Source organism: Lentzea terrae (genome assembly GCF_003265345.1).
Lineage (GTDB): Bacteria > Actinomycetota > Actinomycetes > Mycobacteriales > Pseudonocardiaceae > Lentzea > Lentzea terrae.
The window spans coordinates 514,605-541,034 of sequence record NZ_QFWW01000020.1 but is presented as its reverse complement, the minus strand read 5'-3'; the positions used below and the strand labels follow the sequence as shown (position 1 = coordinate 541,034).

21 protein-coding genes and 1 pseudogene are annotated in these 26,430 nt (G+C 69.8%); 8 read left to right on the top strand and 14 right to left on the bottom strand.

The features are described 5' to 3' along the window. Window positions 1–323: 323 nt before the first annotated feature. The 6 genes from DI276_RS24425 to DI276_RS24400 are packed head-to-tail and all read left to right on the top strand — an operon-like array spanning window position 324 to window position 7,752. Window positions 324–2,264, top strand: coding sequence for a molybdopterin oxidoreductase family protein (locus DI276_RS24425; RefSeq protein ID WP_112267157.1), 1,941 nt, complete (start codon window positions 324–326; stop codon window positions 2,262–2,264). Further along, the gene (locus tag DI276_RS24420; RefSeq protein ID WP_112267155.1) at window positions 2,265–4,034 is read left to right on the top strand and encodes an NAD(P)H-dependent oxidoreductase subunit E; all 1,770 of its coding nucleotides are present in this window, start codon (window positions 2,265–2,267) and stop codon (window positions 4,032–4,034) included. Then, on the top strand, window positions 4,031–4,888 hold the full coding sequence (locus DI276_RS24415) for a 2Fe-2S iron-sulfur cluster-binding protein (protein WP_112267153.1): 858 nt from the start codon (window positions 4,031–4,033) through the stop codon (window positions 4,886–4,888). The genes DI276_RS24420 and DI276_RS24415 overlap by 4 nt, the downstream gene beginning before the upstream one ends. A gap of 31 nt (window positions 4,889–4,919) precedes the next feature. Then, window positions 4,920–6,461, top strand: coding sequence for an aldehyde dehydrogenase family protein (locus DI276_RS24410; RefSeq protein ID WP_112267151.1), 1,542 nt, complete (start codon window positions 4,920–4,922; stop codon window positions 6,459–6,461). Next, window positions 6,458–7,444, top strand: a complete 987-nt coding sequence (locus tag DI276_RS24405) for an acyl-CoA dehydrogenase family protein (protein WP_112267149.1) — start codon at window positions 6,458–6,460, stop codon at window positions 7,442–7,444. Before DI276_RS24410 ends, DI276_RS24405 begins: the two co-directional genes overlap by 4 nt. Before the next feature lie 26 nt (window positions 7,445–7,470). After that, on the top strand, window positions 7,471–7,752 hold the full coding sequence (locus DI276_RS24400; protein ID WP_112267147.1) for a hypothetical protein: 282 nt from the start codon (window positions 7,471–7,473) through the stop codon (window positions 7,750–7,752). A 9-nt stretch (window positions 7,753–7,761) separates the two neighbouring features. Here DI276_RS24400 and DI276_RS24395 read toward each other — a convergent pair whose 3' ends face one another. The 3 genes from DI276_RS24395 to DI276_RS24385 form a co-directional block, all read right to left on the bottom strand. Next, complete coding sequence (locus DI276_RS24395; RefSeq protein ID WP_157984907.1) at window positions 7,762–10,035, bottom strand: hypothetical protein; 2,274 nt, start codon at window positions 10,033–10,035, stop codon at window positions 7,762–7,764. A 79-nt stretch (window positions 10,036–10,114) separates the two neighbouring features. Then, on the bottom strand, window positions 10,115–12,799 hold the full coding sequence (locus DI276_RS24390; protein WP_112267143.1) for an AfsR/SARP family transcriptional regulator: 2,685 nt from the start codon (window positions 12,797–12,799) through the stop codon (window positions 10,115–10,117). Between the two features lie 278 nt (window positions 12,800–13,077). Then, on the bottom strand, window positions 13,078–13,800 hold the full coding sequence (locus tag DI276_RS24385; protein ID WP_112267141.1) for a YqjF family protein: 723 nt from the start codon (window positions 13,798–13,800) through the stop codon (window positions 13,078–13,080). A 78-nt stretch (window positions 13,801–13,878) separates the two neighbouring features. Here DI276_RS24385 and DI276_RS24380 point away from each other — a divergent pair, with 78 nt between their 5' ends. Beyond that, window positions 13,879–15,210 (top strand): nucleobase:cation symporter-2 family protein, encoded by a 1,332-nt coding sequence (locus tag DI276_RS24380; RefSeq protein WP_112267139.1) that lies wholly within the window; start codon window positions 13,879–13,881, stop codon window positions 15,208–15,210. On the opposite strand, the gene DI276_RS24375 is transcribed toward DI276_RS24380, so the two are convergent. From DI276_RS24375 to DI276_RS24365, 3 genes are all read right to left on the bottom strand, one after another. Continuing rightward, entirely contained in the window at window positions 15,131–15,832 is a 702-nt protein-coding gene (locus tag DI276_RS24375; protein ID WP_112267693.1) for a transporter substrate-binding domain-containing protein, read from the bottom strand. The two genes, DI276_RS24380 and DI276_RS24375, sit on opposite strands and share 80 nt — an antisense overlap. Window positions 15,833–15,929: 97 nt before the next feature. Further along, window positions 15,930–16,997 (bottom strand): NAD(P)H-dependent amine dehydrogenase family protein, encoded by a 1,068-nt coding sequence (locus tag DI276_RS24370; protein WP_112267137.1) that lies wholly within the window; start codon window positions 16,995–16,997, stop codon window positions 15,930–15,932. An 11-nt stretch (window positions 16,998–17,008) separates the two neighbouring features. Beyond that, window positions 17,009–17,797 carry an SDR family oxidoreductase gene (locus DI276_RS24365; protein WP_112267135.1) on the bottom strand — a complete coding sequence of 263 codons (789 nt, stop codon included), beginning with the start codon at window positions 17,795–17,797 and terminating at the stop codon, window positions 17,009–17,011. 58 nt (window positions 17,798–17,855) lie between these two features. On the opposite strand from DI276_RS24365, the gene DI276_RS24360 reads away from it, so the two are divergent. Then, a complete protein-coding gene (locus tag DI276_RS24360; protein ID WP_112267133.1) occupies window positions 17,856–18,452 on the top strand; it encodes a TetR/AcrR family transcriptional regulator in 597 nt (198 codons plus the stop codon). Here the strand turns inward: DI276_RS24360 and DI276_RS24355 are convergent. The 8 genes and pseudogenes from DI276_RS24355 to DI276_RS24325 form a co-directional block, all read right to left on the bottom strand. After that, a complete protein-coding gene (locus tag DI276_RS24355; RefSeq protein ID WP_112267131.1) occupies window positions 18,418–18,702 on the bottom strand; it encodes a PASTA domain-containing protein in 285 nt (94 codons plus the stop codon). The genes DI276_RS24360 and DI276_RS24355 overlap by 35 nt on opposite strands. A 58-nt stretch (window positions 18,703–18,760) precedes the next feature. Beyond that, window positions 18,761–19,093 carry a hypothetical protein gene (locus tag DI276_RS50175; RefSeq protein ID WP_157984906.1) on the bottom strand — a complete coding sequence of 111 codons (333 nt, stop codon included), beginning with the start codon at window positions 19,091–19,093 and terminating at the stop codon, window positions 18,761–18,763. A gap of 108 nt (window positions 19,094–19,201) precedes the next feature. Continuing rightward, window positions 19,202–21,541 (bottom strand): glycoside hydrolase family 3 protein, encoded by a 2,340-nt coding sequence (locus DI276_RS24350; RefSeq protein WP_112267129.1) that lies wholly within the window; start codon window positions 21,539–21,541, stop codon window positions 19,202–19,204. Between the two features lie 64 nt (window positions 21,542–21,605). After that, a pseudogene (locus tag DI276_RS24345) lies at window positions 21,606–21,863 on the bottom strand (IS200/IS605 family transposase); the annotation flags it as partial. 35 nt (window positions 21,864–21,898) lie between these two features. Next, a complete protein-coding gene (locus DI276_RS24340; protein ID WP_232836874.1) occupies window positions 21,899–22,477 on the bottom strand; it encodes a hypothetical protein in 579 nt (192 codons plus the stop codon). Further along, window positions 22,464–24,077, bottom strand: coding sequence for a substrate-binding domain-containing protein (locus DI276_RS24335; protein WP_112267125.1), 1,614 nt, complete (start codon window positions 24,075–24,077; stop codon window positions 22,464–22,466). The genes DI276_RS24340 and DI276_RS24335 overlap by 14 nt, the downstream gene beginning before the upstream one ends. A gap of 23 nt (window positions 24,078–24,100) precedes the next feature. Next, entirely contained in the window at window positions 24,101–25,243 is a 1,143-nt protein-coding gene (locus tag DI276_RS24330; protein WP_112267123.1) for a toxic anion resistance protein, read from the bottom strand. Continuing rightward, entirely contained in the window at window positions 25,243–26,316 is a 1,074-nt protein-coding gene (locus tag DI276_RS24325; RefSeq protein WP_112267121.1) for a hypothetical protein, read from the bottom strand. Before DI276_RS24325 ends, DI276_RS24330 begins: the two co-directional genes overlap by 1 nt. Window positions 26,317–26,430: the final 114 nt, after the last annotated feature.

Sequence of the window (26,430 nt, the reverse complement as noted above, 5' to 3'; positions counted from 1 at the left end):
GCCCGACGCAGCGCCTCGAAAGGGCCCCGAAGTCAAGCCCCAATCGCGATCGTCGCGAAGCGGCGATGACGCAACCAAAGCCCGTCAAGACACACGCAACCACCAACGCAAGGCGACCAGACGCAGGGCACGCGACCAACCCCGCTGGGACCGCCACCAGCCCACGCAACCCGACCCGCACGGCGTCCACCCGCACGGCGTCCACCCGCACGGCGTCCACCCGCACGGCGTCCACCCGCACGGTGTGCCTACGTGAAGAAACCTCAACAGGGGCTAGCGCATACCGAAGATTGCATACAGTATGGACGCTAGGAGGTGTCGTGATGAGCAGGCGGAAGAAGACCGAGCCCTACGTGCGGCTCACCCAGCCGCTGGTGCGCGACGCAGGCATCCTGCGCCCTGCCACCTGGGACGAAGCCCTTGCCCGCGCGGCTGAGGGGTTCCGCAGGAACGTCGCCAAGAACGGGCCCGACGCGTTCGGGATGTTCTCCTGTGCCAGGGCCACCAACGAGATGAACTACATGGCGCAGAAGTTCACGCGCGCGGTCATCGGCACGAACAACGTCGACTCGTGCAACCGCACGTGTCACGCGCCGAGTGTGGCCGGGCTGGCGAAGGTCTTCGGCAGTGGTGGCGGTACCTCCTCCTACCAGGAGATCGAGGACGCCGACCTCATCGTTCTGTGGGGGTCCAACGCGCGTGAGGCGCACCCGATCTTCTTTCAGCACGTGCTGAAGGCGGTCAACAAGGGCGCGAAGCTGTACGTGGTCGATCCGCGGCTGACGAGCACGGGTAAGTGGGCGCACAAGTGGTTGCGGCTCAACGTCGGCACGGACATCCCGCTGGCCCACGCCATCGCGCGCGAGATCATCGCGTCCAACCTGACGAACCGGAGTTTCATCGAGCGGGCCACCGAGGGCTTCGAGGAGTTCGTCAAGGCCGTCGAGCCGTGGACGCTGCCGGTGGCGGAACTCGAAACGGGTGTGCCGGCGGAGCTCATTCGCGAGCTCGCGCACGCCTACGCCAAGGCCGATCGGGGGCAGCTCAGCTGGACGCTCGGCATCACCGAGCACCACAACGGCACGGACAACGTGCTGAGCCTGATCAACCTGGCGCTGCTCACCGGGCAGGTCGGGCGGTACGGGGCCGGGCTGAATCCGCTCAGGGGGCAGAACAACGTCCAGGGCGGTGGCGACATGGGGGCCATCCCGGACCGGATGCCGGGCTTCCAGGACATCACCGATCCGAACGTCACGGCCAAGTTCAACGCCGCGTGGGGGTCGAACATCCAGCCCAAGAAAGGCTGGAACCTCACGCAGATGCTCGAGGCGATGGAACGCGGTGACATGACCACCGTCTACATCATCGGTGAGAACCCCGTGCAGTCCGAGGCCGACTGCGAGCACACGATCAAGCGACTGTCCAATCTGGACCACATCGTCGTGCAGGACATCTTCCTCACCAAGACCGCGAAGATGGCGCACGTCGTGCTGCCCGCCGCGGCCGCGTGGTGCGAGACCGACGGCACGTTCACGAACAGCGAGCGCCGGGTGCAGCGGGTGCGGAAGGCGCTCAACCCGCCGGAGGGTGCGCGCGACGACATCGAGATCATGAGCCAGATCGCCCAACGGCTCGGCGCGCCGTGGCAGCACATGACCGGGGAGAAGGCCTGGGACGAGCTGCGCAGCCTGTCACCGTTGCACACCGGCATGAGCTACCAACGGCTCGAAGCACTCGGCGGCATCCAGTGGCCGTGCCCGAGCGAGGACTCGCTGGAACCCAGCTTCCTGCACGCCCGGTTGTGGGAGGAGGATCCGGCCAAACGCGGGCTGCCGGCCACGTTCTCGCCGGTGCGGCACAGTCCGCCGGTCGACGAGCTGACCGAGGAGTTCCCGTTCCGGCTCACCACCGGGCGCCGGCTCGACTCCTACAACACCGGCGTGCAGTCGCACGGCTTCGAGTCGCCGCTGCGCAAGGGGGAGACGCTCGACCTGTCGCCGCAGGACGCTGAACGGCTCAACGTCAAAGACGGCGAGGAAGTCCAGATCACGTCCAGGCGCGGGCAGATCCAGGCGCCGGTGCGGATCGACGACGGCCTCACGCCCGGTCTGGTGTTCATGACGTTCCACTTCCCGGACGAGATCGACGTCAACATCATCACGATCGAGGCGACGTGTCCGATCGCGGGCACAGCGGAGTACAAGGCCGCGGCGATCCGCATCGACAAGCTTCCGGTGCCTGCTGTGTCCGGGAAGGTGGGCTGAGTGGACCTGAAACTCCTCGACGTCGAGCCCACCGAGGCCGAGCGCGTTGTCGTCGACCTGTTCAACGGAATGGGGCGGGACCAGTTGCTGCCCGCGCTGCACGCGGTCAACGACCGGGTCGGCTGGATCAGCCAGGGCGCGCTGAACCACATCTGCCGCGTCCTGCACGTCCCGCCGGCCGAGGCGTACGGCGTGGCGAGCTTCTACTCGTTGTTCTCGTTCACCGAACGGCCGGCGAAGGTCGTGCACGTCTGCGTCGACCTGGCCTGTCAGGTCAACGGTGCGAAGGCGTTGTGCGACCGGCTGACCGACGAGCTCGGCCCGGCGGGGGCGAAGAGCGGCTGGCTGCGCAGCCCCTGTCTCGGGGTGTGCGAGAAGGCTCCGGCCGCGCTCGCGTTCGAGGCGGGGGAGGTGGCGAAGGAGCAGCTCCTGGCGCCGACCCACGCCGGTGAGGTGATCGCGGTGGCGGCCGCTGGTCCCTCCCATGTGGACGGTGAGCGCGCGGAGGTGCCGCAGGCCGGTGCTCCCGGCCTGCGGCTGCTCAAGCGGGTCGGGGTGGTGGATCCCGAAAGCCTGGACGACTACCGGGCGACGGGCGGTTACTCGGCGCTGCGGACGGCACTCCTGCTGGGACCGTCCGGGGTGATCCGGGAGATCTCCGACGCCAAGCTGATGGGCCGCGGCGGCGCGGCGTTCCCGACGGGGCGCAAGTGGGACGCGACCGCCCGCCAACCGGTGCGGCCGCACTACCTGGTGTGCAACGCGGACGAGAGCGAGCCCGGCACGTTCAAGGACCGCCTGCTGATGGAGGGCGACCCGTTCGCGGTGATCGAGTCGATGACGATCGCCGGGTTCGCGGCCGGGTGCTCGCGCGGCTACCTCTACCTGCGCGGCGAGTACCCGCGGGCGTTGCACCTGCTGCGCAACGCGATCTCCAAGGCGCGCGAGCGGAACTTCCTCGGCGAGAACATCATGGGCCACGAGGGTTTCTCGTTCGACATCGAGATCCGCCGCGGCGCCGGCGCGTACATCTGCGGCGAGGAAACGGCGATCTTCAACTCGATCGAGGGCTTCCGCGGCGAACCGCGGTCCAAGCCGCCGTTCCCGGTGGAGTCGGGGCTGTTCGGCAAGCCGACCGTGGTCAACAACGTGGAGACGCTGGTCAACGTGCCGGTGATCCTCACGGAGGGGTGCGAGGCGTACACGCGCATCGGCACTGCCGGCTCCACGGGGCCGAAGCTCTTCTGCCTGTCGGGAAACGTGAGTCGTCCGGGCGTGTACGAGGTGCCGTTCGGCACCACGCTCGGGGAACTCCTCGATCTGGCGGGTGGCGTGCCGCCAGGCCGGGAGCTGCGAGCGGTACTGCTCGGCGGGGCGGCAGGCGGGTTCGTTCGCCCGGACGAGCTCGACCTGCCGCTCACCCTGGAGGACGCCCGCGCCGCCGGCACCACGCTCGGCTCCGGGGTCGTGCTGGTGCTGGACGACACCGCTGACCTGGGCAGCTTCCTGTTGCGCATCGCCGCGTTCTTCCGCGACGAGTCGTGCGGGCAGTGCGTGCCGTGCCGGATCGGGACCGTGCGGCAGGAAGAAGCACTGCACCGGCTCGTCGGCAAGCGTCCGCTGAGCACGAGCGCGGCCGATCTCCAGCTGCTGCGCGAAGTCGGACAGGTCATGCGCGACTCGTCGATCTGCGGTCTCGGCCAAACAGCTTGGAACGCCATCGAATCTGCCCTCGACCGGCTCGGTTACGCAGAGGAGGCGACGTCGTGACGATCGTCGAAATCGGGCTGCCGAAGCGGTTGGTCGAGCTCACGTTGGACGGCGAAAGCGTGCGGGTGCCGGAGGGTGCGACGATCCTGGACGCCTGCACCGCGGTGGGCAAGTCGATCCCGACGCTCTGCTACGGCGACACTTTGAAGCCCGCCAACGCCTGCCGCGTCTGCATGGTCGAGGTCGAGGGATCACGCACGCTGGTGCCGTCCTGCTCGCGCAAGGTGGAGCCGGGCATGGTCGTGCGCACTGATTCCGAACGCACGAACCACAGCCGCAAGCTGGTGCTGGAGCTGCTGGGGTCCGCCACGGACCTGTCCACCACGCCGCACGTGGACGAGTGGATGTCGGCGTGCGGCGCCGACCCATCCCGGTTCGGCCCCGACGCCGAAACGAAGCTGCAACCGACCACAGTGGACAATCCGCTGTACGTCCGCGACTACGGCAAGTGCATCATGTGCTACAAGTGCGTCGACGCGTGCGGCGACCAGTGGCAGAACAGCTTCGCCATCTCGGTGGCGGGCCGCGGGTTCGACGCGCGGATCTCCACCGAGTTCGCCACGCCGTTGCCCGACAGCGCTTGCGTCTACTGCGGCAACTGCATCGAGGTCTGCCCGACCGGTGCGCTGAGCTTCAAGCGCGAGCACGACAAGCGCGAGGACGGCACCTGGGACGAGTCCAAGCAGACCGAGACCACGACCGTGTGCACGTTCTGCGGTGTCGGGTGCAACCTCACCCTGCACGTGCAGGACAACGAGATCGTGAAGGTGACGTCTCCGCACGACAGCACGGTCACGCACGGAAACCTGTGCATCAAGGGCCGGTTCGGCTGGCAGCACGTGCAAAACCGCTGATTCTCCGTTAGGCATCAGGGAGGGCGCTCCGATGTCGTTGATCCTCAAGCCCGGCACCTCGTGGGACGAGGTCTATTCGCAGTGCGTTCGGATCGCACCCGAAGCGTTCCACGACGATCGGCTGCTCAACCACTTCGGCGGCGGGTGGAGCCGCGCCGGCGAACCGATGCCCGCCACCACTCCGGTCGACGGCTCCACCATCGCGGGCCCGCCGTTCCTCGACTTCGACGTCGCGGGCCGCGCGGTGGTCGCGGCCGTCGACCAGCACATCGAGTGGCGCAACGTGCCGCTGGCGGAACGCAAAGCGCGGGTGTCGGAGGCGTTGGACGCGCTGACCGAGCACCGCGACCTGCTGTCGTTGCTGCTGGTGTGGGAGATCGGCAAACCGTGGCGGCTCGCGACGGCCGACGTCGACCGCTGCATCGAGGGCGTCCGCTGGTACGTCGAGGAGATCGACGGGATGCTGGCGGGCCGGTCGCCGTTGTCCGGGCCGGTCAGCAACATCGCCTCGTGGAACTACCCGATGAGCGTGCTGATGCACGCGATGCTCGTGCAGGCGTTGGCGGGCAACGCGGTCATCGCCAAGGCGCCGACCGACGGTGGCGTGAGCTGCCTGACGCTGGCCACGGCGTTGGCCGTGCGGTCCGGGTTGCCGTTGACGCTGGTGTCGGGCAGTGGTGCCGAACTGGCGCCGGTGCTGGTCGGGTCGTCGTTCCTCGGTTGTGTGTCCTTTGTGGGCGGACGGGACGTCGGCAGCGCCATCGCGGCGCGGCTGGTCGACTCCAACCGGCGACACGTGCTGGAGCAGGAGGGCCTGAACTGCTGGGGCATCTGGGAAACCGACTCCTGGGACGTGCTCGGCACGCAGATCCGCAAGGCGTTCGACTACGGCAAGCAGCGCTGCACCGCCTATCCGCGGTACGTCGTGCAGCGGTCGTTGTTCGACAAGTTCCTGTCCGTGTACCTGCCCGCGGTCCGCGAGGTCACCTTCGGGCACCCGCTCGCCGTCTCCGCACCCGATGACGAGCTGCCCACTTTGGACTTCGGGCCGTTGATCAACGACGCCAAGGCCAAGGAGCTCGGCGACGTCGTGGACGAGGCGATCCGGGCGGGCGGGGTGCCGCTGTACCGGGGTTCGCTGGACTCCGGCCGGTTCCTGCCGGGTCAGCAGACGGCTGCGTATTTGGCGCCGGTCGCGATCCTGGACCCGCCGCGGTCGTCCGTGCTGCACCACGCGGAGCCGTTCGGGCCGGTCGACACGATCGTCCTGGTCGACACCGAGGCCGAGCTGCTCGCCGCGATGAACGCCTCCAACGGCGCTCTGGTGGCAACGCTCGCCTGCGACGACGAGGCGACGGCCAAGAGGCTCGCGGAAGACGTCCAGGCGTTCAAGGTCGGGATCAACAAGCCGCGTTCCCGTGGTGACCGGGACGAGGTGTTCGGCGGACGCGGGGCTTCGTGGCGCGGTGCGTTCGTGGGCGGCTCGCTGCTCGTGCACGCCGTCACGGAGGGTCCGCCCGATGAACGCCCGTACGGCAACTTCCCGTCCTACTCGCTGTACCCGCCAACGTGACGTACCGGGCGGACTTGCTCCGCATCGTGCAGAACGTGGTGGCACCGTCCGCCGCCGACGTCGATCAACACGCCAGATTCCCGCGCGCTGCTCTGAACGCGTTGGGCGCGCGCGGCCTGCTGGGCATGACGATCTCCCGCACGGTCGGCGGGGGAGGACAGGACCTGCGGTCGGCCGGGCGGGTGGTCGAGCAGATCGCTCGGGTCTGCGGCGCAACGGCTTCCGTCCTGCGCTCGCACTACTCGGCGGCCGCTGTCCTGGACCGCTCCGGCCCGCACTGGTTGCGCGCGGAGATCGCGGCCGGCCGGCACCTGTCGACGTTGGCGGCGTTCGGCGCGGGCGGCGAGGTGTCGACGCACGGCGACGTGGTGCAGGTGCGGGCGCGCAAGAGCTGGGTGATCGCGGCCGGGGAGGCGGACAGCTACGTCTGGTCGTGCGGTGCGGCGTTGCTGCTGGTGCCGGCCGAGGCGCCGGGCCTGCTCGTGCCGGCCGACCACGCCGGGATGGGCTTGCGCGGCACCGTCGCCACGTGCGTGGAGGCCGATCCGGTGCGAGTGCCCGCGTCCAACCAGCTGTGGTCGGAAGAGCTGGCGTTCCCGTGGTTCCTGGTGCTCGGCGCCGCCGTGTCGCTGGGGCTGATGGAGGGCGCGCTGGCCGCGGCTTTGGGGCATCTCGGCGGTGGTGATCCGCGCGCACGGGCCGACCTGGCCCGAATGCGGCTGCGGACCGACTCGGTGCGGGTGCTCTACAACGACACGCTGTCCGCGGTGACGTGGCATCCGGAGCGGTCTGCGGACCGGGTGCGGTTGCTCGCGGTGACCGCTACCGAGGCCGCGGTCGCGGTGACGGACCTGGCGATGAAGGTGTGCGGTGACGCGGCGTTTCGCCGGGACCTGGGCATTGAGCGCCGGTTCCGGGACGCGCGGGCGGCGGCCGCAATCGAGCCCACGGTCGACTCGCTGTTGGATTCAGTGGAGATCTGAAGATCGGTTGGATTAGGGTCGCGGGCATGTCCTACGGACCGCAGGCTCCGCCGAAGGGGCCGTTGCTGGGCCTGCTCGCGCTGATCCTCGGAGTGCTCGGGGTCGTCGCCACGTTCCTTCCGATCGACCTGACCGGCGTGCGTGCCTACGTGGCATGGGCGTTCGGGTTGCCGGGCATCGTCATCGCGGCTGTCGGGCTCCTCGGCCACCGCCGGGGCAAGCCGATGGCCGCGATCGGTGCGCTGCTGTCCCTGCTGGCGCTGGTGATCGGCGCGATCGCGATCGGCAACGTCGTCGGCGTGCTCTGAGTGCCAGGATCATTCGGGTCTCCGGTAGGTCTCCGCGAAGATCTCCAGAACCTGGCCGGACGGGACGGGCAGGGCCTCGGTCAGTTGGACGCGCGAGCAGCGGGCCAGTAGGCGAGGCAGCGTGTGCAGGTGCAGCGCGTTGGACAGGTCGACGTACTGCGACTCCGTGCCGCAGAACAGTTGAGCGGGCAGGCCGAAACGAGCGCGGAACTGCGTCACGGACCCGATGTCGGCCAGGTCGAGCGCATCCGAGGAGAACTCCCAGGAGCGGCGGGCCAGCAGCACGTCGCGGTGGCGCAGGCGGTCGAGGAAGAGCACGTCGCCGGACTCCGAGACCGGGCGCAACGCCGACAGGTCGACCGCGCCGCAGGTCAGGTCGGCGTGCAGGGCGGCGACTCGGCCGGGCAGGGAGAACGCCGCGAGGTGACCGAGGTACAGGACGTCGACAGGCGCACCGGAGCGGCGCAGGCGCAGCTCGTCGCGTTCCTGGTCGTGGAACAGCTCGAAGGCGTCCGGGGTGAGGTCGGCCCAGCGCGGGTCCTCACCGATCTCCACGCGGCTCAGCAGCGGGTGCAGGTTCGGGTTGAAGCCCTGCACCGGGCGGTACTCGGCGAAACCGCGCGGGAAGACACCGTCCAAAGTGGCCCGGACGGAGGCGTAGGCCTCCGGTGGCAGCAGGTCGAGGAACCGGCTGGGGAAGCGGCCGAAGCCGTCGTGGACGTGGTTCACCACCAGGCCTTCCGGCGAAGGCTGGGCGAAGAAGCCGTACGAGACCGGCCGGGTCTTCATCCACGAAGGCAACAGGTCGGCGGCGGCCTCGACGGCCTCGTCGGTGATCACGCCGTCCTGCACCAGGTCGGCCACCTGGGCGCGGCTCGCACCGAGGCCGCCGGTCGGTGCGGAGGCCAGCGCTTCGAGCAGCAACGGCGCGCACTCGGCAAGACGGGCGGAACCACCGCGGCCGAACTCGACGACGAACTGGTCGCGGATGTACCGGCGGATCGCGAGGTGCCGGTCGAACAGCATCAGCAACGGAGTCAGCGCGGCCAGAGTCCGGGCGCCGTCGTAGCCGTACGCGCGGCCGAGACGAACCGGTTGGGGCAGCACGACGTCCTCGCTCAGCGGCACGACGCCGGACAGATCCGCACCGACGGCCGCGCCCAGTGACTCCCATTCCGCGGCCAAACCAGCCAACGCGGCCGGACGCGCCGCAGACTCGAGCGAACCGAAAGCGACGGTCGAGCGGTGGATCGACAGCAGCCGGTCAGCGAGCGAGGCCCGGCCGGTGTCCCGCAACCACGAGGCCAAGGACAAGCACGCCGCCGGGTCCTGCGGGTCGACCGGCCGCACCGGGACCAGCAGCTTGATGTCGAGCAGCAGTGCGACGTGGTGCTGGGCGCGGTCGGACTCGCCGTCGGGCAGGCGGGTGGCGAGCGCGCTGGCGAGCTCGGCGGGGTTGATCCCCTTGGGGTTGGCGGCGGTCAGGCCGACGAGGAACTTCAACGGTGGGCTGGACGCCAGCTCCACGTTCTCCTCGGCACCCGCAGAAGCCCGCGGACCGGAAGGAGGGACGTCGCGGAGGAACCGCAGCCGGCCGTCGTCCTCGTGCACGCCGGGCGCCAGCCGGTGCGGGTGGTCGAAGAGCCGCGTGCGGTCGGCGACCAACGCGGCGATCAGCCGGGTCAGCAGCAACTGGTTCACCCGCGTCACGGAGACCGGTGTGCCCCAGTCAGGTGCGGGGGCGTCGGGAGACCAGGTGCCCCAGCCGACGGAGGACAGGGGACTGGTCTTCGAGGTCGCGCGCAGGGCGTGCCGCAGCACGGTCGGCTCGGCGTTGCGCGTCTGCCCCTCGCGTCCACTGAGGACAGCCGCTCTGCGCAACGGCTCCGACGCACGCACCGACGCGAGCACCTCGCGTTCGGCGGCCAGGGCGTCCGGCTGCAGCCGCTCGACCTCGACGAGCAACGCGGCCCGCGCGTCCATCAACTCGAACCAGCTGTCCAGCAACGGAATCCCCAGCGCCGAGGCAGCGACGCGCAAGGCAGGCCGGGGCATGCGCCGGTTGTGGACGTCGTGGCGCAACTCGACGGAGTGGGCGCCCGCGCTGTCATGCAGCAGGTCGCACAGCGGGCTCGTCACCGCGAGCAGCTCGCTCTCGTTGTTCGCCAACGCCTCCACGGCCCGCCGGAACGGCGCCGCGGCCACAGCGTCGTCCGGGTGCGGCAGGGCCGCCAGCCGCACGAGGGCGTACGGCGCGAGTTCTCCCTGCACGCGATCCTGCATGCCGACCACGCTGGCAAAGCGCGGTACGGCACGGATCGCGCTTTGCTTGATCGCACGGACTACCGCGCGCTACAGCGGGCTACAGCCTGGCGCGCACCTCGTCGGCCCTCGGCTCACCCAACTCTTCGAACAACGTCACCGACTCCAGCCAGCACTTCTCCGCACCCCGCCGGTCGCCGAGACCGTCCAGCGCCAGCCCCAGGTTGTCCAGCGACTCGGCCTGCCCGTAGAGGTCACCGATCGTGCGGAACGTCTCCAGCGCGCGATCGATGTACGACACGGCCGCGGCGAAGTCGAGCAGCCCCCGGTACACCTCGCCGATGTTGTTGAGCAGGATGGCCTCGCTGTACGGGTCCTTGATCTCCTGCCGGATCTCCAGCGAGCGCAGGTAGCGGTCCAGGGCCTGCGCGAACCGGCCGGCGTCGGCGTGCAGCAGCCCGATGTTGTTCAGCGTCACGGCTTCGCTGTGCAGGTTGCCCAGCTCACGCGCGATCTCGGCGGACTGCTCGTAGCACGACAGGGCCTCGTCGATCCGCCCTTGCACCATGTACGCGATGCCGAGGTTGTTCAACGTCGGTTCCTGCCGCGACTTGTCCCCGGTCGCGCGGAAGATCGCCAGCGCCTGCTGGTAGCACTCGACCGCCTCGTCGTGCCGGCGGACCTCGCGCAGCGCGATGCCGAGCGTGATCAGCATCCGGCCCTCGGCACTGCGGTCGCCGACGGACCGGGCGGCGGCCAGCGCGACGCTGTGCGTGTCGATCCAGTCGGCCCAGTGCTTGCGCAGGTTGAAGAAGTCCCACAGGCATTGAGCCAGGTTCCAGCACTGCTCCACCAGGCCGTGCTCGGCCGCGTCGCGCACCGCCGCCACCAGGTTGGCGCGTTCCGTGTCGCACCACAGCAACGCGGCGTCGCGGTCGGCGAACGTGCGCGGGTGCACGGCCGGGTCCGCGGTGCCGATCTCCAGCTTGCGCACCGGGTTGAGCTGCAGCTCGGCGTGCCACGACGTGTGCACGTACCAGCCCAGCACGCGCCGTCGCGCCAGATCGCGCGCGGGAGGCGGTTCTGCCGCCATGACCTGCTCGACGGCGTAGGCGCGCAACAGGTCGTGCATCCCGTAACGTCCGGGCGTGTGCTGCTGCAGCAGGTGCTCGTCGAGCAACGTCTCCAGCAGGTCTTCGGTCTCGTACGCGGTCAGCCCGGCGAGGGCGGCCGCGGACTCGGCGGTGACGTCCTCGCCGGGGTGCAGTCCCAGGAGTCGAAATAATCGGCGCTGGTTCTCCGGCAACGCCTGGTAGGAGAGGTCGAACACGCCTCGCGCGCCGAGACCACCCCCTCGTTCCAGCTGCGCCATCAGGTCGCGCACGGTCCACTGTGGACGACGGGCGAGTCGTTTGGCGGCCAGTGCGACCGCGATCGGCAGGTGCCCGCACAGCTCCGCAACCCGCAAAGCGGCCTCATGGTCGGCGTCGATCCGGTCGGCGCCGGCGACGCGGGAGAGCAGCGCGATCGCCTCGCCCGGCGTGAAGACGTCCAGGAACAGCGATTTGACGCCGTCCAGCCGCAACAGCGTGCGACGGCTGGTGATCAGCACGAGGCACGACGCGCTGCCCGGCAGCAACGGCCGCACCTGGTCCTCGCCCGCGGCGTTGTCCAGCAGCACCAACGCGCGCTTGCCCGCCAGTCGGTCGCGGTACAGCGCCGCCCGTGCCTCCAGCGACTCCGGGATCTGCCCGCCCGGCACGCCGAGCAGCCGCAGGAAGCTCTCCAGCACAGCGGACGGATCAGCGGGCAGCTCGTCCGCGTCGAACCCGTGCAGGTCAGCCCACAGCTGCACGTCCGGATACCGCTGCACGAGCTGATGCGCCGCCCGCACCGCCAGCTTCGTCTTGCCAACGCCGGCCATGCCCTCGATCGCGGAGATCACGACCGTGGTCTGCGGCCCCGGCTCGCACAACTTGCGCAGCTCCGCCTCACGCCCGGTGAACTCGGCGATGTCCATCGGCAGCTGCCGATGCGCGTTCAAGACGGCCGGCGACGGTGCCCGGCTCTCGAGGATCACCTGCTGCAACTGGCGCAGCCGCGCGCCCGGCTCGACCCCGACCTGCTCGACCATGTGCTTGCGCACGGCCGCATAGGCCTCCAGCGCCTCGCCGCGCCGGCCGGAGCGGTCCTGCGCCAGCATCAGCTGTGCCCACAGCTCTTCGCGCAACGGGTGCTGCGCCGTCTCCCGCCGCAGCCGGTCGATCACGTCGTCGAAGCGGCCCAGTTCCAGCGCTGCCTTGGCATACCGCTCGACCGCGGTCAGCCGGCGTTCCTGCAGCCGCGTGAACTCCGCGCGCAGCAACGGGCCCGCGCTCAGCTCCGCGGTCGGGGTGCCGCGCCACTTGGCCAGCGCCTCGGCGAAGAACCCGGCCGCGGCCTCGACGTCGGCCTCGTCCAGCGCCTCCTCGCCCTGCCGCACGAGTGAGTCGAACGCGTCGAGGTCGAGCTCGCCCGGTTCGACGACGAGCTGGTAGCCCTGCCCAGGCCGGGTGATCAGCCGGTCGCCGAGGACCTTCCGCAGGCCGGCCACGTACGTGCGCAGGTTCGACTCCGGCGACACGGGCGGCGAGTCCCAGACGGCCTCCGTGAGCTGTGCGACGCTGACCGTCTGGTTGGCGTGCAGCAACAGCATCGTGAGCACCGCTCGTTGCCGGGGTCCGCCCAGCTCCAGCGGTGTGCCCGTTCGCCTGACCCCCAGCGAGCCGAGCAACAGGTACTCCACAGGCGCATCTCTCCTCAACGTTTGGGCCGATTCATCCTCGCGCACTTCGGCGGCTCTGTGCGGCGCCTGGGCGAAATCTGTGCGCGCCGCCTGGCATCGTTGTAGTCAGATTCGGTACCTGCGCCGCCGGGCCCGCAACCCGGGGCAGGGGGTCGGCGCAGTTGCCGGGTCCGGTTCCCCCAAGAACCCGGCCGACGTGTGAAAGTCACCGCGCACGTCGGCCACCTTTGCCGGTGGCCCGGTCGGGTCCCCCAGACTGCGCCGGGCCACCACCCTTTCTACGAGACCGGAACGCCGAAGCGAACCGGCACTCCAGGCGAGTGCAGCACGCTGACCGGCGGCCCCGCCGGCGCTTCGAGACCCGCCGCGGCGACCAGTTCGTCGTCCAGCTCGAGCAGCTCGGCCTGGTGCAGCGGCCACTCCGGATGGTCATTGGGCAAATAGATCGTGCGGCCGTGCCAGGCCACGTGCAGACCCCACCGCGCGGTCAGGAATCGCTCCAGGTCACCGGCTTTCACGGGTTTTCCGGTCCGGACGACCACGCGGCTGGACGCGCCACGAGGTTCCGGCCAGATGCGCCGGCACGTGTAGGTGAGGACGTCGCCGGAGCGTTCCAGTCGCATCGATGACCACTTGTACGGCAGCCGCGCGCTGATCTGTGCGCCGAGCACCGGAACCAGCCTGCTCGCGTCGAGCGACAGGAACACCACCCCGCGCCTGCCCGCGGCGTTCACCGAGTAGAGCCGGACGTTGGTCTCGCAGAACGTGCCCACGTACGGCAGCCGCGGCCCGACCCGCCCGCCGATCGGGTGCATCCGGAACGGCACGAGCCCGATGTACGTGACGCCGTCGAGCACGTCCGGCCGCGTGCCCGCGGGCAGGAACCCCGCCACCGAGGCAGGCGGCACGGCCCAGTGCAGGAACGTGACGTCACGCCACCACTGGCCAACGGCCGCGAACCGCACAGGACGCGGCGTCACCGGCGTCACCGGCTCGGTCATGCACCTGAACGTACCGCTGAGCGGGCGACTTCTCGTCCGCGTGACGCGGCCGCAACGCGGAGGGGCTACGAAGAGCACATGGAGACCGCCCTGAAGCATCCGGTCGACGAGGTGCTGCCACCTGCGCGCCTGGGATTGCTCGGTTTGCAGCACGTCCTCGCCATGTACACCGGCTGCGTCACGGTGCCGCTCGTCTTCGGTGCCGCCGCGGGACTCGACACCCACACCATCGGACTGCTGGTCAACGCCGACCTGTTGGTGGCGGGCCTGATCACGTTGCTGCAGGCGCTCGGGATCGGCACCGTCCTGGGAATCCGGCTGCCGGTCGTGGCCGGGGCGACGTTCACCGCCGTGACGCCGATGATCCTGATCGCCGGGCAGTACGGCGTGCAGGCCGTCTACGGGTCGATGCTCGCGGCCGGCGTGTTCGGGATCCTGGTCGCGGTGCCGTTCGCGCGGGCGGTGCGGTTCTTCCCGCCCGTGGTGACCGGGTCGGTGATCACCGTGATCGGGCTGTCGTTGATCGGGGTCGGCGCCGGGCTGATCACCGGCCAGGAGTCCGCTCCCGACTACGCCGCGCCGGCAAAACTGGCGCTGGCCTTCGGAATCGTGCTGGTCATCGTGCTCGTCGGGCGGTTCGCGCGCGGGTTGCTGGGACAGCTGGGCGTCCTGGTCGGACTGGTCGGCGGCACGATCGCGGCGTTCTTCCTCGGCATGACCGACTTCTCGAACGTGGGCGGCGCCGCGTGGCTCGGGATCGCCCAGCCGTTCCACTTCGGCGCGCCGCAGTTCCCGATCGCGGCCGTGATCTCCATGTGCGTAGTCATGCTGGTGACCTTCACCGAGTCGACCGCCTCCATGCTCGCGGTCGGCGAGATGACGGGCCGTCCGGTCACGTCACGCGACCTGGCGCGCGGGCTGGCCGCCGAGGGGGTGTCCGGAGTGCTCGGCGGGGCGATGAACGGGTTCATGGACACCGTGTTCGGGCAGAACGTCGGGCTGGTCGGGATCACCAAGGTGCGCAGCCGATACGTCTGCGCGGTGGCCGGCGGGATCCTGGTGGTCCTGGGCCTGATCCCGAAGCTCGGCGAGATCGTCGCGGCGCTGCCCGGTCCCGTGGTCGGTGCGGCGGGACTGGTCATGTTCGCGACCGTGGCGGCGCTGGGCATCGGGATCCTGCGCAGGGTCGACTTCGAGCACACCGGGAACCTGCTGATCGTGGCGGTGACGATCGGCGTCGGCCTGCTGCCGGTCGTGGCGCCGAAGATCTACCACTCGTTCCCCGCGTGGGCACAGGTGATCGCGGGCAGCGCCATCACCAGCGCGGCGCTCACGGCGTTCGTGCTGAACCTGCTGTTCCACCACGTCCCAACGAGCGGGCGACGAACCCGGACTCCTTCAGCTCAGTGACGACGTCGTTGAGGAACCGCACGGTCTCGGGCCTGCGGGACTTCGTGGTGCCGACCGCCTGCCGGATCTCCATGAACCGCTCGTCGAGCAGCCGCACGTCCGCGTTCGCCGCCACGAACGCGGTCATCGGCTCGCGGATGCCCGCCGCGACGTCGAGTTCCTGCTCGCGGAAGACCTCGACGCCCTCGTCGCCGCGCACGATGACCGCGTGCTGCAGGGTGCGGGTCAGGTACAGGTCGTACGCGGAACCCTGCTTCACGCCGATCCGCACACCGGGCCGGTCGACGTCGGCGACCGTCGTGATCGCCGAGTCCACCGGCACCGCGAACACGCCCTCGATCACCACGTACGGCTCGGTGAACGCGACCTCCGCCTCGCGTGCGGGTTCGATGGCGAGGAAGCAGAGGTCGGCTCGCCCGTCCTGCATCGCCTCGAACGACTTGCGCGCGGCGTCGAAGCACACGAACTCCACGGGCAGGCCGAGGCGGGCGGCGACCTCCCGCGCGATGTCCACCGTGACACCGGACGGGTGGTCGGGCGTGCCGTGTGCCAGCACGGGGTTTCCCAGGTTGATCGACGCTCGTAGCACGCCAGTCGGCGCCAGGTCCTCGGCAACGGTCATGATCACGAGCGTAGTGGCGTGGCCCAGAACGTTGCCAGGCGAATTCGAGGCGCCCTGCTGAGCGTGAATTACCCGGCCGTCGTTCTGGGCGACGCCACTAGCCCGTGCGGACCAGCCCCCGCCCGGTGATCAACGGCAGGTCGAGCGCGGTGAGCAGGCCGGGCGGTGCGGCCACGACCGCGGGAACGGCGTTGACCAGACGCATGGCGGTCGCCGCCACGCCCGCCGTGTTGTGGTCGCCGTCGCCGCCGACCAGTCGCAGATCGAGCACGTAGTTGGGTTCGCCGGTGACCTCGACGCGGTAGCAGCCGGTGCCGGCCGGTTGTGGCCAATCCGGCGCGAGGTCCGGCCGCAGCCTGGTGACGTGTTCGAGGACGAGCACGGGTCGTTTCGCGACCATGCCGCTGACGGTGAACCGCAGTGCAGCCATGGTGCCTTCTTCGATGGTGCGGCCTGCTGCGGTGAACGGTTCCGGCGCAGGGAAACGCTCGTGGTGTTCGACGACCTCGTCGAGTGGCACGTCCAGTGCGGCGGCCAGCTGCCGGACCACGCTGCCCCAGGCGAGGGTGAGCACACCGGGTTGCAGCAGCAGGGGAGTGTGGTCGAGCGGCGTCCCGAAACCCATGATGTCGAACAGCACCAACGGGTTGTCGTAGGTCGAGTAGTCGGTGATCTCCGAGCAGCGGATCTGGTCGATGCGCTGGCAGGTGCCGGACAGCAGCAGGGGCAGCCAGTCGTTGGCCCAGCCGGGGTCGATTCCGTTGACCCACAACGAACTTCCGCCCTCGATCGCGGCCTGCTGGATCGGCTCGATCAGCTCGGGCGGCACGGTGCCTTCCGGGTAGGACAGGAAGACCGGGCCACTGGCCACCACGTTGATGCCTGCTCGCAGCAACCGGGTGATGTCGTCGATCGCCTCGTTCAGCCTGTTGTCGGCCATCGCCGTGTAGACCACGCAGTCGGGCTTCAACGCGATCAGCTCGTCGGCGTCCGTGGTGGCGCGGATCCCGGTTTCGTGTTCGGTTCCGGCCAGTTCTCCCGCGTCACGGCCCTTCTTGGCGGGATTCGACACCCACACACCGGTGAGCTCCAGTGCGGGGTGGTCGATGATGCCGCGCAACGCCCACTTGCCGACGTTGCCGGTGCTCCACTGCACGACGCGCATCCGGGCCTCCTCTACAGATCCGGCAGGTTGAAGTCGAGGTTGGGCGCGCCGATGCCGCCGTCGACCCGCAGCACCGAGCCCGTGGTGTAACCGGACGCCCTGGACGCCAGGTAGAGCACCGCGGCCGCGACCTCGTCGGGTTGCCCCAGCCGGCGCAGTGGCGTCGCCTGCTCCATCGAGGTCCTGATCTTCTCGTCGCGGGCGACCACGTCCAGGGCCGAGGTGTGGATCGAGCCGACGTCGATCGCGTTCACCCTGATCCGCGGCGCGAGGTCCACGGCCGCCAGGCGGGTGTAGTGGGTCAGCGCCGCTTTCGCCGTGCCGTAGGCCAGGAACCCGCGACCGGCGAGCCGGCCCATCACCGAGGCGATGTTGACGACACTTCCGCCGCCGCTCTCGAGCATGTGCGGTACCGCCGCGGTCGTGAGCGCGTGCGCGGTGGTGACGTTGAAGTGGAAGGCGTCTTCCAGGAAGTCCGGTGTCGTCGTCAGGAACGTGTTCGGCAGCGTGCCGCCCACGTTGTTCACCACGACGTCCAGCCGCCCGAACCGCTCGACGGCCCGGTGCGCCAGTGCGGCCGCAGCGTCCACATCGGACAGATCAGCCGGGACGACCTCGGCCTGGCGTCCCAGTGCCTCGATCTTGCCGGCGACTTCTTCGAGTTGCTCCGCGGTGCGTGCGCTGATCACCACGTCCGCGCCCGCTTCGGCCAGTGCTACCGCCGATGCCGCGCCAATGCCCCGTCCTGCGCCGGTCACCACAGCTACTGCGTTTGGCAACCCGAACATGTCCGTCACCACTCGGCCACTGTTAAGCGCTCGTGCTTAAAAGTCAAGAAGCGCGTGTTAACGTGGTGACGTGGCCAGCGCCAGGGAACTGATCATCGTCGCCGCCGAGCGGTTGATCGCCGAGCGCGGTGTCGACGTGCCGTTGCGCGACATCGCTGCCGCTGCGGGCCAGCGCAACAACTCGGCCGTCCAGTACCACTTCGGCTCCAGGGACGGGCTGATCGACGCCGTCGCGTCGTACCGCATCGCCGACCTGGAGCAGCACCGCCTGCTGCTGCTCGCGGAGAGCGAGACGCAGGACGTCCGCTCGTTGGTCTCGGCGTTGGTGGTGCCGATGCTGACCGTTCCGTACGAGCACGGCGCCACGCACTACGCCCGGTTCCTCGAACAGGTCCGCACTCATCCCGCACTGGCCGCGGACACGAACCTCGACCGCACTGAGCGGACCGCCGTCCGGCTGATCATCGTGCGCCTCGACCGGGCGTTGGGGCAGCTGCCTGCCGCGGTCCGGCGCCGGCGGCTGCGCGTCTTGCCCACGGTGCTGTTCGCCCTGCTCGCCGACCGCGAGCGTGCCCCGGCCCGCGACGACCAGGACTCGGCTGCGGAACTGGTCGACCTGATCGTCGGCCTGCTCACTGCTCCGGTGTCCACCACCGCGTCGCCGTGAGGCGCATCGGCAGCGGGTGACGCGGTTCGCGCACTCCGCTGCCGTCGCCACCGCCCTCGACCCAGACGGTCACCACGTCCCAGCGTTCGACCCGTGTGCCCGCAGCAGGACGCTGCGCCACGACGACGCCGTTCAGGAGGGGATGGGGACTGTCCGGATCAGGGCCCTGCAGGAGCAGACCCGCGTCGTGGCCGACCAGCCACGCGTCGAGTGCCTGTTTGCCGTGGAAGTCGGGAACCACCACTGTCACATGACTTCACCCGACGTCGACGGTACCGCAACAGACGTCCCGGAGCGCCGTTGGCGGATCACTTGATCTCATCCCAGGCGAGCAGGTCGACCCACACCTTGGTCGCACCGGAGTCGACGCAGGGCTTGATGGGAACCCACCGAGCTCCCTTGGTCTCGGCGGAGCGGTTCCACCACGATGCGCTTCCGCCGCTCGGATAGGTGGCCCGGCATCGGGCGAACGCCATCCAGCGCATCTCCGCAGAGGGAGGTTTGCAGGTCATTTCCGCCTCATGGCCCTTTATCTGGCCGATGCAGAAGGTGGGCACGGTGCCGTCTCCGGCCGAGGCCACTCCGGATCCGCACATGGCGACAGCGGCTGCGCTGACGATCGACAGAACGGTTTTGCGCACGGAACAATCCCCCCAGAGACAGTCACCGACGGACCGTGAGCACGGCCCGAATCGACCGTACACCGCGGAACCCGCGCCAAGATTCACCCTTGGCGCGGGCACGCTGATCTACCTCGCTGTTCCCCGGATCGGCAGTTGCACAACCGCCTGGACGTCGCCCAGGCCGCGGGCGATCAGGATCTCCCCGCCGCCCAGCGGTTGCCAGCCGTCCTGCCACACCCGCTGCACCCGCGCCGAGCACTCCACCTCGACCTGCACCGTCTCGCCGGCCGCGACATCCGCGACCGCGAAACCGATCAGGCGCACGGGTTCGTCTTCCGGCCGGAGGTAGACCTGCACGACCTCGCGCCCTGAGCGTTCGCCGACGTTCGTGAGCGTCACTGAAACCGAGGCGACTACACCGTCCACAGTGGACGCGGTTGCCTCCCCGTACTCCCACGTCGTGTAGCCGAGGCCGTGGCCGAACCAGAACAACGGCTCGGACGCCCCGCGGTACCCGATCGCGGTGCCTTCGGAGTAGGACAACGCGCCGTCCACCGGTACCGGGGTCAGCGCATCGGCGTCGGAGCGCGGGAACGTGGTGACCAGCCGCCCGGCCGGTTCGATGTGTCCGAGCAGCGCGGCCGCCACGGCGTCGCCCGCCTCCTGGCCCGGCAGGCCCGCCCACAGCACGGCGTCGACCTGGTCGAGCCACGGCATCAGCACCGGGGTCGCGGCGTTCACCACGACCACGGTCCGTTGCGCGGCCGCCGCCACCGCTTCGATCAGTGCGTCCTGCTCGCCGGGAAGCGCCAGCGTGGTCTTGTCGAAACCCTCGGTCTCCTGCTCGTCGGTGAGGCCGACGACCACGACCGCCACGTCCGCCTCGCGCGCTGCCTGCACGGCGGCGTCGATCGCGTCGGTGGCAGCACGGGGAACCGGTTGGGTGATCAGGCCGACGAGCGCGGCGGCCTCGCGCACGCGGGCGGTGATCCGGTCACCGGGCGAAACCAGGACCTCGGCGGTCCAGAACGGCGGCTTCAGCAGTGCTTCCTCCACCACGCCGTCCGCCCACGCCAGGCGGGTGGCGTGCTGCTCGCCGGCGACCTCCAGCGTCCAGTCGCCGAACCCGCGCACGCCGACGAGCAGCCGCGTCGGCTCAGCCAGCACGACCTCGCCGGACAGCTCGATCGCCGCGGCACCCTGCGCCCAGCCGCCGTACGCCGCGAGCTCGGCGATCTCCATCTCGCGCGAGGCCAGCACCTCACCGGACTCGTCGAACGTCGTGGCACGGATGTCGCGCAGCACACCGGCGGCGGGAGCGGCGTACCGCATGCGGACCTCCACACCGTCCACAACGGACACCTGCGCGCCGAGCAGCGAGGTCAGGCCGTCAGCGATGCTGATGACGTGCGGCGGCCGCAACCCGGCCGAGCCACCGCCCTGGGCGACGGTGTCGATCGCGTGCCGGCCGATCAGCGCGACGCGGGAGTCGTCGAGCGGCAGCACGCCGTTGTTCGTCAGCACCGTCATGCCACCCGCGGCGAACCGGCGCAGCTGCTCGCGCCTGGTGGTGCTGTCCGGAGCGGGCAGGCCGGCAGGCCACGACCGCTCACCGCCGAACGCGCCGGTCCGTGAGGCGAGGAGCAGCAGGCGGCGCAGGTGGTCGTCGATGGTCGACTCGGCGACCTCGCCCGCCTCGACGGCCGCGACGAGCTTGTCCGCCCACGGCCCGTCCGGACCGGGCATCACCAGGTCGAGGCCGCCGTTCGCGCTCTCCACCGTCGACGAGGTGGCGAACCAGTCGGACACGACCAGGCCGTCGAACCCCCACTCGCCCTTCAGCACGCCCTCGACCAACTCGGTGTGCTCGGTCGACGGGATGTCGTTGACCTGATTGTAGGCCGCCATGATCGCCCACGGCGCGGCGTCCTCGACGACGATCTCGAACGGCAGCAGGTACACCTCGCGCAACGTCTTCTCGTCGAGCACCATGCTCGCCGTGCGCCGCTCGGTCTCGGACTCGTTGGCCACGTAGTGCTTCGGTGTCGCCGCGATGCCCTTGTCCTGCAGGCCCCGCACGTACGCGGCGGCGAGCGCGCCGGTCAGCAGCGGGTCCTCGCTGTAGGCCTCTAACAACCGGCCGCCGAGCGGCGTGCGGTGCAGGTTGATCGTCGGGCCGAGCACGACGTGCACCTGCTGCGAGGCCGCCTCGTCCGCGAGCACCTCGCCGACCTCGCGAGCCAGTTCGATGTCCCAGTGCTGGGCCAGCAACGTGGCGTTGGGCAGCACGCAGGCGATCACCCCGCCCCTGAGCTCCGCGCCGCGGACACCGGTCGGGCCGTCGGACAGCTTCAGCGGTGCCAGCCCGATCTCCGGCTCCGGGTGCAGGGCGAAGAGCGCGGAACCGGTCAGCAGCCGGACCTTGCGGGCCAGGTCCAGGCTCGTGATCGCCTTCTCGATGTCCATGGCTCCACGATATTGACGCCGAACGTTCGCAGGCTACCGGTAATGCGGGCCAGTGTGCCGGGCTTCAGCCCGGTGGTGAAGGCCCGCGCGGGAGGCCGGTCACGGCCGAGCGTGTTCTCGACCGGTGAGTTTGCTGCTCGATGTACTGGCGCAGTACGGAGACCGGGGCGCTGCCGACCGAACCGGCGAAGTAGGAGCCCGACCTCAGGCGTTGTGCCCGCCAGCAGTAGCGGGCGAGTTCGGGGAATTCCTGCCGCATCCGGCGGGAGGAGACGCCCTTGAGGGAGTTGACCAGCTTCGAGATCGCGACCGTGGGCGGAAAGGAGGGATTCGCCGCCCTCTAGGGCGGAGAGGATGTCAATCGCGATCTTCCAGGTACCTGGTGTGGTCGGCCTGCCGTTGCGCGTCGGCCGCGTGGAACCGCTCGGCCACCCGCACAGCATCGGCCTTCAACAAGTCGAGCTGCCGCACCAGTTCCATGCCGGAGCCACGCGCGGCGGCGTACCACCACGGCAGGTTCAGGTAGGTCTGCACGGACAGCGGCAGGTCGGTGCCGACGAGCCTCGTCACGGCGTGCAGGGCGTCCGGGTCGGCGCGGAGCTCGCGCGGGCGGTCGAGCATGCCGCGCAGCACCTCGGCTATCTCGGCCAGCTTCGGTGCGACCTCGCTCGGGACGTTGAAGCCCCGCACCCGGTCGACGAGTGCGTCCAGTTCGGCGCGGAGCTGGCCGGCTTCCTCCTCCGGGGCGGTGACCAGGATGATCCGTTCGGGAGGCGCGGCGAGCGCGCCCACGCCGTAGAGGCCGATCACCACGAGGACCCAGTAGGAGCCGGCCAGCCCGGCGAAGTGCAGCAGCAGGCCGGCCAGCCCGGCGGTGCAGCCCGCCAGGTTCTTCCAGGACGCCAGGTAGCGCAGCACCGGGTTACTGGTAGCCACGGATCTCCTTGAAGGCGGCCGAGAGCGTGCGGCTGCGGGCGTCGAACACCTTGCCGCCGCTCATCTTCGCGACGCGTTCCATCTCGGCCGTCGCGCTCTCGCCGAACAGCACCGGGAAGATCGGGATGCCCTTGAGGTTCTGCGGCAGGGTGCGGTGGAACTGCTCGAACCGGCCGATGTCCTCGCTGCCGGTGTTCTCGCCGTCGGTCATCAGCACGATCGAGGTGAACCTGTCCGGGTCCGCGTTGATCTGCTCGCGCAGCACATCGTAACCGCTGCGCAGGCTGCTGTAGATCGCCGTGCCGCCGGCCGCGTCCAGTGACGTGGCGGTGTCGCGGATCTGGTCGAGGACCGGGCGCGGGTTGTCGGTCGGCACCTCGTACTTCAACGCCGGGCGCGCGGAGCTGTTGAACGGCAGCAGCGTCACCTGCTCGCGGCCGTGGAACCGGTTGAACTTGCCGGCGAGCGACTCGTCGGCGCCGGTGAGGCCCACCAGTGCCTGGCGGAGGCTCTCGATGCGGTCGCCCTGCATCGAGCCGGACGTGTCGAGCACGTAGAGCGTGCGGGACGGGCGGCGCAGCTGGTCGAAGTAGGTGGTGACCAGACCGTCCACAGCGGACTGACTGCCCGGGAACGGCAGCTCGACGAGGTCCTTCACCGCGAACTTGCCGTCCAGCTGCACCTGCGGCACGCCCGGCCTGCGGTGCGTGGACTCCATGATCTTGCGCTGGACGTCCTGGCCCTTGAGGTGGTCGGAGAGCTTTTGGTGCGCCGCACGGGCTTCCGAGGACGCCGTCGTGAGCAGGGTCAGCGGGTAGTCCGCGGTCACCACGCCGTCGCTCGGGTAGACCAGGGTCAACGGCTCGGGCAGCGTCGCGTTGAGCGACAACAACACCGACTCGTAGTTGATCAGACCGTCCACTTTGGCCCCCGGGTCCTCGCCCCTGGTGCGGCGGGCGTAGGCCTCGGACAGCCAGCCGGACGAGCCGGCGGACAGCTTCTGCGCCGAGAAGAACTGCTTGAGCTGCGGGGCGACCGCGGCGATCTTGCCCGCGTCGAGGGCCGAGCCAGAGCCGGACAAAGCCGCCGCGACGCCGACCAGTGCGGAGAAACCGGAGTTGGAGGCGGACGGGTCGGTCATGCCGTAGGTGAACTTCTGCGCACCCGCGGCCGCGGCGATCTCGGCCCAGCCGACGCGTTTGCCGTCCCAGCCGAGTTCCTTGACCTTCGCGGCGGGCAGACCGAGGACGACGGGGGACGACATGACCTTGGTCGGGGTGCCGAGGCGCTTCTGGGCTTCCGGAACCAGTTCGAGGTAGCGGTTCGAGGAGAACCAGACGGCGTCGAAGCCCTGTTCGGCGGTGCCGCTCGCGACCTTCTCGGCGCCTTCGATGGTGCCGGTGAAGCTGAACTTCACGGAGATGCCGGTGGCCTTGGCGGCCTCGTCGAGGACCGGCTGGAGGTCGGCGAGCTCGCTGCCGGCGAGGACGCGCAGAACGCCGGGGGAGGGGTCGCCGACCGGTCTGGACGGGTCGGCCTCGTCGGAACAGCCCGCCAGCAGCGCCAGTGCGGCTGCTGCGGGGATGAAGCGGCGGATCATGCTGGCTCCTGGGGAGTGGCGGGTCACGTCTGCTCACCGGTCTCGCGCACGCGGCTCAGGTGGTCGTGGGCGCGCCGGATCTCGGCGTCCAGCGCGGACACCGTGCTGGACATCGAGTCGGCCGCGCGGGCCTTGAACGTGTCGATCGCGTCGATCGCCGCGTAGATCTGGTCGAACGAGGTCCGCACCGCTTCGATGCCGACCGCCGGGGTCGCGGCGATGCGCTGGATGTCCTGGCCCTGCAACGACATCAGCGTCGCGTTCGACTGCAGGATCGAGTCGGTGAGCCCGCGCACGGCGTCGACCTGGTCGATCACTTCGCGCTGCCCGGCCAGCGCCGCCGCGACCGCCACGCCGATGCGCAACGCAGTGACGGTGGTGCTGACGGCGCGTTCGATGCCCTTGATCAGCTCGTCGTTGTTGCGGCGCACCACGTCGAGCGCCATGTACCCCTGCGCGCACACGGCGAGCTGGGTCAGCAGGTCCTGATGTCGTTGCCGCAGACCGAACAGCACGTCGGCGCGCAGGGCCTGGGCGCGGCCCGGTTCGGACAGGTCGAGGATCTCCACCTGCCGTTGCACGGCCTCGTCCATCTCGGCGGCGAGCGCGGCGTCCTGCGACAGCTTCGTCATCAGGTCCCACAACCGCTGCCGCTCGCCCTTGATGGCCGCGTTGTCGCGCTTCAAGGCGTCCTGGCCGGACCGCAGCTTCAACACGATCCGGTTGACCGGCTCGTCGGCCGCCCGCAGCCGGGCCAGCAGCCCCTTCGCCGCGTTGCCGCCGGGGATGAACCCGAGGATCTTGCGGCCGGTCAGCCTGGTCAGGTCCTGCGGGTCCAGTTCGCGCACCGACCGCCGCAGCTCGACCAGACTCGTCGACACCTGCGCGGTGTTCGGCGACGACACGGAAGCCAGCGTGCGGTCGAGCATCCGGCCCGCGATCTGGGCCGCCACCCGCATCTCCGCCTCGCCGAGCACCAGCGCCTGGTCGACGATCCGGCTGAAGTCCGGTGACTGCGGGTCGACGGCGTTGAGCGCGTCGATGAACCGCTGCGCCTGGGACGAGAGCTCGACCTTGGCGTCGTCGGCCACCGGAATCAGCCCGGCGGCGCGGTCCACCGGGACGGGCTCGACGGGATCCGGCGGCGTGAGCACGAAGTCGGTCATCAGTACTGCTTGCCGATCGCTTCGAGCATCCGCTCCAGCGTCTCGTGCGCGGGCGGTTCGACGACGTCCACGATCGTCTGCGGCACGGTCAGGTTCTTCTCCTTGACGATGTCGTTGAAGTGCCGGGGATCGGCCGTGCGGAAGCCGAACGTCGCCGCGAGCTTGCCCAGTTCGGCGTCGCTCGACAGCAACTGCCCGACCCGGTCGCCCGCCTCGCGCAACGGCACCAGCGTGTGCTTGGACAGCACGGTCGGCGCCGGGTAGAGCAGCTTCATGTCGGGCCGGATCGTCGAGTCGCCGCGCACCACCCGGTCGGCGAACTGCGCCTCGTAGGCCAGCACCAGCGGCGTCTTGCCCATCCCCGCGGACAGGTAGTCCTCGAACGGACCTTCGGTGCTGCTCTGCGTGTAACCCTGGTCCAGGAACAACTTCGACACCGCCGGCAGCACCCTGGCCTCGGCCTCCTGCGAGCTGACCACGCCACCGTTCGCGACGAACGACGTGATCGCCAGGTACATGGCGGCGGAGTTCGAGTCACGCGGGTCGGTCGTGGTGACCAGCAGGTTCTTGCGCGCGGGATAGGCCGTGTTGCCCGGCAACTGGTCCCAGCGCGTGCCCTTGGCGGCGAGGTCCAGGTACGCCTGCACGTCGAACGTCTGGTAACCGGGCCCGGCCTTGACCACACCGGCCTTGGTGAGCAGGTCGATGATCGGGTCGAACGTGGCGATCACCATCGGCGACGAGAACGGCGCGTACGTCCGCGCAGCCTTGCGGTCCCGCTGGATCTTCTCGGCAGCGGGCGCACTCGACGGGAACGCGAAGTCGTACGAGTTCAGGTCGGTGGCCGTCGCGATCTGCCGCGACCCGGCCGGATCCACCTCGACCTTGAGCCCGTGCTTCGCGAACACGTCCTTGACCCGCTGGTCGGCGAAGAAGGCGAGCTTCTCCGAGCCGATCACGCCGCGCACCGTCTGGAGCCGGGCCGCTTCGTCGTCGCCCTGCCCCAGGACGATGGCCGTCACGACGCCTGCCAGCAGCACGACCGCGAGACCGATGCCGAGCGTTCTCTTCACTGTCCACCTCTGCCGAAACCTATGTCGGAGAAGAGATCCTTCGTCACTTCGACGCTGTTACGCGGGCAGTCGTCGCAATCGTGAGGTGAACAGTCGATGAACGGGCCGATGAGT